Source organism: Bradyrhizobium manausense (genome assembly GCF_001440035.1).
In the GTDB taxonomy this organism is placed as follows: domain Bacteria; phylum Pseudomonadota; class Alphaproteobacteria; order Rhizobiales; family Xanthobacteraceae; genus Bradyrhizobium; species Bradyrhizobium manausense.
The window spans coordinates 187,121-194,332 of the sequence record NZ_LJYG01000110.1; the positions used below are offsets into that span (position 1 = coordinate 187,121).

Annotated in this window: 6 protein-coding genes and 1 pseudogene; 3 read left to right on the plus strand and 4 right to left on the minus strand. The window is 65.5% G+C overall.

Translation table 11 applies throughout. From position 1 onward, the window contains the following. Positions 1–117 precede the first annotated feature (117 nt). A complete protein-coding gene (locus AOQ71_RS35275; protein WP_057757141.1) occupies positions 118–2,127 on the plus strand; it encodes a methyl-accepting chemotaxis protein in 2,010 nt (669 codons plus the stop codon). A gap of 66 nt (positions 2,128–2,193) precedes the next feature. On the opposite strand, the gene AOQ71_RS35280 is transcribed toward AOQ71_RS35275, so the two are convergent. Beyond that, positions 2,194–2,520: a hypothetical protein gene (locus AOQ71_RS35280; protein WP_057757143.1), complete on the minus strand. Its 327-nt coding sequence runs from the start codon at positions 2,518–2,520 to the stop codon at positions 2,194–2,196. Between the two features lie 185 nt (positions 2,521–2,705). Continuing rightward, positions 2,706–3,836 (minus strand): site-specific DNA-methyltransferase, encoded by a 1,131-nt coding sequence (locus AOQ71_RS35285; protein WP_057757145.1) that lies wholly within the window; start codon positions 3,834–3,836, stop codon positions 2,706–2,708. A gap of 417 nt (positions 3,837–4,253) precedes the next feature. Between AOQ71_RS35285 and ypfJ the strand changes: the two genes are divergently transcribed. Both ypfJ and moaB read left to right on the plus strand, forming a co-directional pair. Further along, positions 4,254–5,195: a KPN_02809 family neutral zinc metallopeptidase gene (gene ypfJ / locus AOQ71_RS35290; protein WP_057757147.1), complete on the plus strand. Its 942-nt coding sequence runs from the start codon at positions 4,254–4,256 to the stop codon at positions 5,193–5,195. Positions 5,196–5,375: 180 nt separating this feature from the next. Then, a complete protein-coding gene (gene moaB / locus AOQ71_RS35295; protein WP_057757149.1) occupies positions 5,376–5,939 on the plus strand; it encodes a molybdenum cofactor biosynthesis protein B in 564 nt (187 codons plus the stop codon). A gap of 180 nt (positions 5,940–6,119) precedes the next feature. Here the strand turns inward: moaB and AOQ71_RS35300 are convergent, their stop codons facing one another. Beyond that, positions 6,120–7,049: a bifunctional helix-turn-helix transcriptional regulator/GNAT family N-acetyltransferase gene (locus AOQ71_RS35300; RefSeq protein WP_057757151.1), complete on the minus strand. Its 930-nt coding sequence runs from the start codon at positions 7,047–7,049 to the stop codon at positions 6,120–6,122. A 77-nt stretch (positions 7,050–7,126) separates the two neighbouring features. Further along, positions 7,127–7,212: pseudogene (locus tag AOQ71_RS49125) on the minus strand (glycosyl transferase); the annotation flags it as partial.

Here is a 7,212-nt window from a genome sequence, read left to right on the forward strand (position 1 = left end):
CCCGCCAGCGCCTCCGCGCGAGCAGGAAGGACACAATTAACAAGTGTGCTTCATGGTGTCGCCGCGCAGCGAGAAACGCCGTGAGGACGTTCGGCTGCTCGAATCCGGGGGGCGGGCATGCTGGGCATTCGTTTGAGAATTCGGGGACGTCTTTACGCCGGGTTCACGGCTCTTGCCGCCGTGGGCCTGATCATGACCGTGGTTGCCGTCTGGAACCTGTGGACGGTCCAGGACCAGGTCGCGAAAATGTCCGCCTTCTCGGACAATGCAGCGCGCGTTCGGGAAATATCGGTCCATCTCCAGGCGCTGCAACGGGCCAATCTGCGCTACATCTATGACGCCAACGAACCCGCCTTCAAGGAGGCCGCGGAGCGGGAGGCGGCGGCGGTCGAGTTGCTGAAAGCGGCCTCGGCGGCGTCCTTCACCGAGGAGCGGCGCAAGATCTACGACGGCCTCATCGGCGATATCGACAAGCTGCAGGCGCTGCGCGAGCGCATGGGCGCAGCGGTCAAGGAGACGACGAAGGGCAAGGCCGCCCTGCTGCCCGGTGGCGAGGAACTGAACACCTATGCCGGCAAGCTGGTCATTGCGGCGCATGGCACCCACGATCCCGAGATCACCGCGCCCGTCGCCGACCTCGAGTCCAAGATCCTGCAGGCGCGTCTGGCGAGCTGGCGCTTCCTCGCCATGCGCGATTCCAAGGCGTCCTCGACCTTCAGAGCCAATACCGAGAGGGCGCAGCAACGGATCACGGCGCTCCAGGACGCCACCCTGCCGGAGCAGGTCAAGTCTGCGCTCGCGCCCGTCAGGACCTCGCTTTCGTCCTACCAGGCGGCGTTCGAGGCGACGTCCGCCGCAATCCTCGTGGCGGAGGAGACCTACCGCAACAACATTGCGCCCTTGATCGCCGGAAGCATCGACAAGCTCAAGGTCGCGGATGCCGAGCTCACGGCCGACTCCCAGAAGACGCGAACGATCGCCGCAGGCGTCATCGCCAGCACGACGTGGATTCAGGCGGCCGCAGGTGGCCTCGCAGTCGTATTCAGCGTGATCGTCGCCTTCCTGATCGCCCGCAGCATCGTCGGTCCGCTGACCTCGATGACGCGCGCGATGGGTCGGCTCGCCGGCGGCGACCTCGCGGTCGAGATCCCCTCGCGCGGCAAGACCGACGAGATCGGCGACATGGCCAAGGCGATCCAGGTGTTCAAGGACAGCATGATCGACACCGAGCGCCTGCGCCACGAGCAGGCCGAGAGCGAGGCGCGGCAGGCCGAGGATCGCAAGAAGGACATGGTCCGCCTCGCCGACCAGTTCGAGCAGGCGATCGGTGAGATCGTCGACACCGTGTCGTCGGCCTCCAGCGAGCTCGAGGCCTCGGCCGGCACGCTGACGACGACGGCGACGCGCGCCCAGGACCTGTCGACGGAAGTCGCCTCCGCATCGCAGGAAGCCTCGGCCAACGTCCAGGCCGTCGCCTCGGCGACCGAGGAGCTCTCGTCCTCGGTGAGCGAGATCGCCCGTCAGGTCCAGGACTCCGCCCGCATCGCCGGCGAGGCGGTGGAGCAGGCAAGCAAGACCAACGCCCGCGTCAGCGAGCTCTCCAAGGCGGCTGCCCGCATCGGCGACGTGGTCGAGCTGATCAGCACCATCGCCGGCCAGACCAATCTGCTGGCGCTCAACGCCACCATCGAGGCCGCGCGCGCGGGCGAGGCCGGCCGCGGCTTTGCCGTGGTCGCCTCCGAGGTCAAGGCGCTGGCCGAGCAGACCGCAAAGGCGACCGGCGAGATCGCCCAGCAGGTCTCCGGCATCCAGACCGCGACCGAAGAGTCGGTCGGCTCCATCAGGGAGATCAGCGGCACCATCGAGCGGCTGTCGGAAATCTCCTCGGCGGTCGCCGCTGCCGTGGAAGAGCAGGGCGCAGCGACGCAGGAGATCTCCCGCAACGTCCAGCAGGCCGCGCACGGCACCCAGCGCGTCTCGACCAATATCCGCGACGTCCAGCGCGGCGCGGCCGACACCGGCTCGGCCTCGTCGCAGGTCCTGTCGGCGGCGCGCTCATTGTCGACAGACAGCAACCGATTGAAGACCGAGGTCGCAAAGTTCATCGCGTCGGTCAACGCTGCCTGAGGTGCCTGAGCATGGCCGGGGAGAGCGACCGCGGGTTTGCCGGACGGTGTCCGCGGGGTGCGCAGATCAGCCGGCGCAGACGAAGCCGATGCCGGCCGCGACGATCATCGCGGCGCCGACCGCTTCCAGGCGAAGCCCGAGCTTGGCCGCGAGATGCATGTCGGAGACGCGCGCTTTGCGCTCCGAGCCGCGCGCGTAGCCGTGCACGATGACATCGTGATTGAAATTGTCGTGCGCCTCGTTGCTGCTCGCGAGCCCGACACAGATCACGAGCACGCCGAACAAAGCGAGGCCGAAAAAGCCGAGCAGGGCGATCAGGAACATCGGAAACATGCCGACCAGGAAGATCGGCAGCAGCGGCACCAGCAGCAAGGTCTCGGACTGTCGTCGCATGGGAGCCGGACCGTCAGGACGGTTTCATCGCTCAAAGGTAGTCCTGATGGCGCCAGCGTCCAATCAACACTATGTCATTCCGGGGCGCGCCGCTTGGCGCGAGCTTGGAATCCATTGGGCCGCAGCTGCTGTCGTTCGATGGAGTCCGGGTTCTCGCTTCGCGAGCCCCGGAATGACGGAGAAACCTACTCCGCCGCCATGCCGGCGCGGATCTCGGCGCGGAGCTCGTCGATCAGCTTGAGACCCTTGTTGGTCTCGACATGCCAGAAGGTCCAGCCGTTGCAGGCCTGCGCGCCTTGCGCCACCGCGCCGATGCGGTGGATCGAGCCGACCTTGTCGCCGAACATGATGGCGCCGTCGGCACGCACCAGCGCGCCCAGCTTCTTCTTGGCGTCGAACAGTTTTGTGCCGGGCATGATCATGCCGCGCTCGATCAATTCGGAGAACGCCACGCGCGGCGCCTCGCGCGCGGTCATGAACGGGGCAAGGCTCTCTTCCGGCAGCGGCTCGACCGCGGCGATGCGCGCCTCTGCCGCCTTGGCATAGGTCTTGTCGCGCTCGAAGCCGATATAGGAACGGCCGAGGCGTTTTGCGACCGCGCCGGTCGTGCCGGTGCCGTTGAAGGGATCGATCACGAGGTCGCCGGGCTTGGACGAGGACAGCAGCACGCGCGCCAGCAGGCCTTCCGGCTTCTGCGTCGGGTGCACTTTCTTGCCGTCGGCGCCCTTGAGGCGCTCCTCGCCGGTGCAGAGCGGGATCAGCCAGTCGGAGCGTGCCTGCACGTCCTCATTGGCCGCCTTCAGCGCCTCGTAGTTGAAGGTGTAGCCCTTGGCCTTTTCGTCACGCGCCGCCCAGATCATGGTCTCGTGCGCATTGGTGAAGCGTCGGCCGCGGAAATTCGGCATCGGATTGGTCTTGCGCCAGACGATGTCGTTCAGGAGCCAGAAGCCGAGGTCCTGCATGATCGCGCCGACGCGGAAGATGTTGTGATAGGAGCCGATCACCCAGATCGTCGCCGACGGCTTCATCGCAGCCCGCGCGGCGAGCAGCCAGGCGCGGGTGAAATCGTCATAGGCGGAGAATGAATCGAACTTGTCCCAGTCGTCGTTGACGGCGTCGACATGGGATTCGTCGGGGCGCTTGAGATCGCCCTTGAGCTGCAGATTGTAGGGCGGATCGGCGAACACGAGATCGACCGAACCTGGCTTGAGCTTCGACATCTCGGCGACGCAATCGCCGACAATGATGCTGTGCGAAGCAGACTCAAAGTTTGTGCGGGGCGCCTTTGCAGACGCCCCGCGACGCGACACTACCATGACTCAAGAACTCTGACTCAGGCGACGCTGTCGGCGACGCGGGACCAAACAACCGACTGGCCGTTACAATGGAGCGGCAAAGTAAAAATCGACTTAACCCGCCGCTTTCGTGAGCAGGCCCCGCATCGCATGTTGCGCGCGGGAAGCTGCGCGCAATTGCCGTGTTTTGTAGTGTGTTTCGCGTTTCTTCGCGTTGCGGGGGTGGCTGGATCTGCAAAAGACTCCCAAATTTCTCTCGGAAAAAATTGCTTGGCCCTCGGAAAAAATTGCTGGCGTCGCAGGCTGTCGCACTAGGCAATAATTGCCGAGCGGGATATTGATTAACGCAATGGAAATTTTAGGTATGTGGCGCGTTAAGGTTTTCGCATTTCTGCCGTGCCCCGCGCCGTGATATCGCCGATCTTAAGGGAAGCCGCCATGCGCTACGATGATTTCCGCCGCAGCGACGACATCGAGGATCGTCGCGACGACGGCGGTGGAGGATTCGGCGGCGGAGGCGGCGGCTTCGGTCTGCCGATGGGCGGTGGCGGCCTCGGCATCGGCACCATCATCGTGCTTGGTCTGGTCGGCTACGCCTTCGGCATCGACCCGCGCATCCTGATCGGCGGCGCCGAGATCCTCACCGGTGGCGGCCAGGCGCCGAGCTACCAGAGCGACCGTCCCTCCAGTCAGGCCAAGCGCGGCGCGCCGACCGACGAGATGGGCAGCATGATCTCCGGCATCCTCGGCGAGATCGACGATCGCTGGAGCGAGATCTTCCAGGCGAGCGGCCAGTCCTACACCGGTCCGAAGGTCGTGCTGTTCCGCAACGCCACCAATGGCGGCCGCTGCGGCCGGGCCGAGTCGGCGATGGGGCCGTTCTACTGCCCGCCGGACCGCACCATCTTCCTCGACACCTCGTTCTTCCGCGAGGTCGAGACGCGCTTCCGCGGCTGCTCCGGCAAGTCGGCGTGCAACTTCACCACCGCCTACATCATCGCGCATGAGGCCGGACATCACATCCAGAACCTGCTCGGCATCATCCCCAAGGTGACGCGGTTGCAGCAGCAGGCCAGCAGCAAGGCCGAGTCGAACGCGCTCCAGGTCAAGGTCGAGCTGCAGGCAGATTGTCTGTCCGGCATCTGGGTCAATCGCGAAGCGAAGAAGCGCCCGAACTTCCTCGAGGCCGGCGACATCGACGCCGCGCTGACCACGGCGAGCGCGATCGGCGACGACACGCTGCAGCGCCAGGCGACGGGGCGTGTGGTGCCCGACTCCTTCACCCACGGCTCGGCCGCGCAGCGCAAGCAATGGTTCATGACCGGCTATCAGCAGGGCACGCTGCAGGCATGCAACACGTTCGGCGGCGGCGGGCCGTAGTTATCCGTCATCCTGAGGTGCTCGCCTCTTCGGCGAGCCCTAGAGGATGACGAGCCCGTGGCCCATCCTTCGAGGCTTCACCTTGCGATGCGCCGCATCGCAAGGCTCGCACCTCGGGGGCGAACGCAAGTGCGTTCGTCCCGGGATGACGGCAGTCCTTGAGGAAGCAGGAGCAAAGTTGTGGCCTCCATCGACGAATCCAAGCAGTTCATCCCGCTCAACATCGCGGTGCTCACCGTCTCCGACACGCGCGCGCTGGCCGATGACAAATCCGGCCAGACGCTCGTCGACCGGCTGACAGCAGCCGGTCATCATCTCGCCGCGCGCGAGATCGTCACCGACGATGTCGAGGCCATCCGCGCCGTCATCCGCCGCTGGATCGCAGATGACAGCGTCGATGTCGTCATCACCACCGGCGGCACCGGCTTCACCGGGCGCGACGTCACGCCGGAGGCGATCGAGCCGCTGTTCGAGAAGCGCATGGATGGTTTCTCGATCGCCTTCCACATGCTGAGCCATGCCAAGATCGGCACCTCGACGATCCAGAGCCGCGCCACCGCAGGCGTTGCGGGTGCGACCTACATCTTCTGCTTACCCGGATCGCCCGGCGCCTGCCGCGATGGCTGGGACGGCATCCTCGCCAGCCAGCTCGACTACCGCACACGCCCCTGCAATTTCGTCGAGATCATGCCGCGGCTGGACGAGCACCTGCGCCGGCCGAAAGCGCAGGGCGCGACGGTGTAGGTGCGGAGGTCGCTCGGGAGTCGCTCCGCATCATCGGTGTCGTAGGGTGGGTTAGCTCAGCGGCTGCGCAAAGCGCAGGCGTTGAGCGTAACCCACCATCTTCGATCGGCATTTTCGGAAGCGTGGTGGGTTACGGCTTCGCCTAACCCACCCTACGAGACCGCGCTCGTGGCGACATCGCTACAAATCCATCTCCCATGTCTCGCCCACAAGATCATGCCCAAAACTGTGATGCGGCTTGGTTGCGACCAGCTCGAAGCCGGCGCTCTTGTAGATGCCGCGGGCGGCGACCAGGATGCTCTGCGTCCACAGCGTCATCCTTTTGTAGCCGCGCTCGCGCGCGCCCCGGATGCATTGCTCGACCAGAACGCGGCCGACACCGAGGCCGCGCGCTTTCTTCTCCACCTGCAACAGGCGCAGCTTGGCGATCTCGTCGGTGGCCTTGACCAGGAAGACCGAGCCGACCGGCTCGCCATTCAATTCGGCGATCCAGCAATGCTCGCGTGCGGCGTCGTAAGACTTGATGAACTGCGCGCAGATCTCGGCGACCAGCGCCTCGTAGCTGATGTCCCAGCCGTAGTCCGCGGCATAGGCGGCGCCTTGCTTTGAGATGACCCAGCCCATGTCACCGACGCGGTGGCTGCGCAGCACGACGGATGCGGGCTGGCTCCGGCGTTGCTCGAGCACGGCCTGGATGGTCGCCATCGCCTGGGTAAGCCGCGCTGCATCGCCGGCCGAGAGCCGGGCCAGCATGGCGGCGACCTCGTTCTGCGAGCCCAGGTTCAGCTTGGCGAAGGCCTGGCGGCCCTTGGCGGTGAGGCTGAGCTGGTACTGCCTGCGATCCGCGGGCAGGGGCGTGCGCGTGATCAGCCCCTGTTCGTCGAAGCTCTGGACGATGCGGCTGAGATAGCCGGGGTCGAGACCGAGCTCGTTGCCAATCTCCTTCGCCGAAGCGTCGTCGCGATGCGCGAGCTCATAGAGCACGCGGGCCTCGCTCAGCGAGAATGGGCTCTGGCCGAGGTGCTGGTCGAGCACGCCGAGCTTGCGGGTATAGAAGCGGTTGAAGGCGCGCACTGCCGCGATCTGGTCGTCGACACCGTTGATAGTCATGGAACTGATTGGCATGGGACACCTCAATAATTGCCATTGTCAAATAATTATTTGATTTTGGCAAGTATGTGGTGGCCCTACCCGACCATGACGATCCGGCTGCGCAGCAACGTCCGGGAGGAACGGCCAAGCCGCCGCAGCAGCCGGGCCTCGGAACGGCGGG

Excerpts from the sequence above, each read along its gene's own strand:
- ypfJ (WP_057757147.1), top strand. The coding sequence starts at position 4,254 with ATGCGCTACGATGATTTCCGCCGCAGCGACGACATCGAGGATCGTCGC.
- AOQ71_RS35285 (WP_057757145.1), bottom strand. The coding sequence starts at position 3,836 with ATGGTAGTGTCGCGTCGCGGGGCGTCTGCAAAGGCGCCCCGCACAAAC.
- AOQ71_RS35300 (WP_057757151.1), bottom strand. The coding sequence starts at position 7,049 with ATGACTATCAACGGTGTCGACGACCAGATCGCGGCAGTGCGCGCCTTC.
- AOQ71_RS35275 (WP_057757141.1), top strand. The coding sequence starts at position 118 with ATGCTGGGCATTCGTTTGAGAATTCGGGGACGTCTTTACGCCGGGTTC.
- AOQ71_RS35280 (WP_057757143.1), bottom strand. The coding sequence starts at position 2,520 with ATGCGACGACAGTCCGAGACCTTGCTGCTGGTGCCGCTGCTGCCGATC.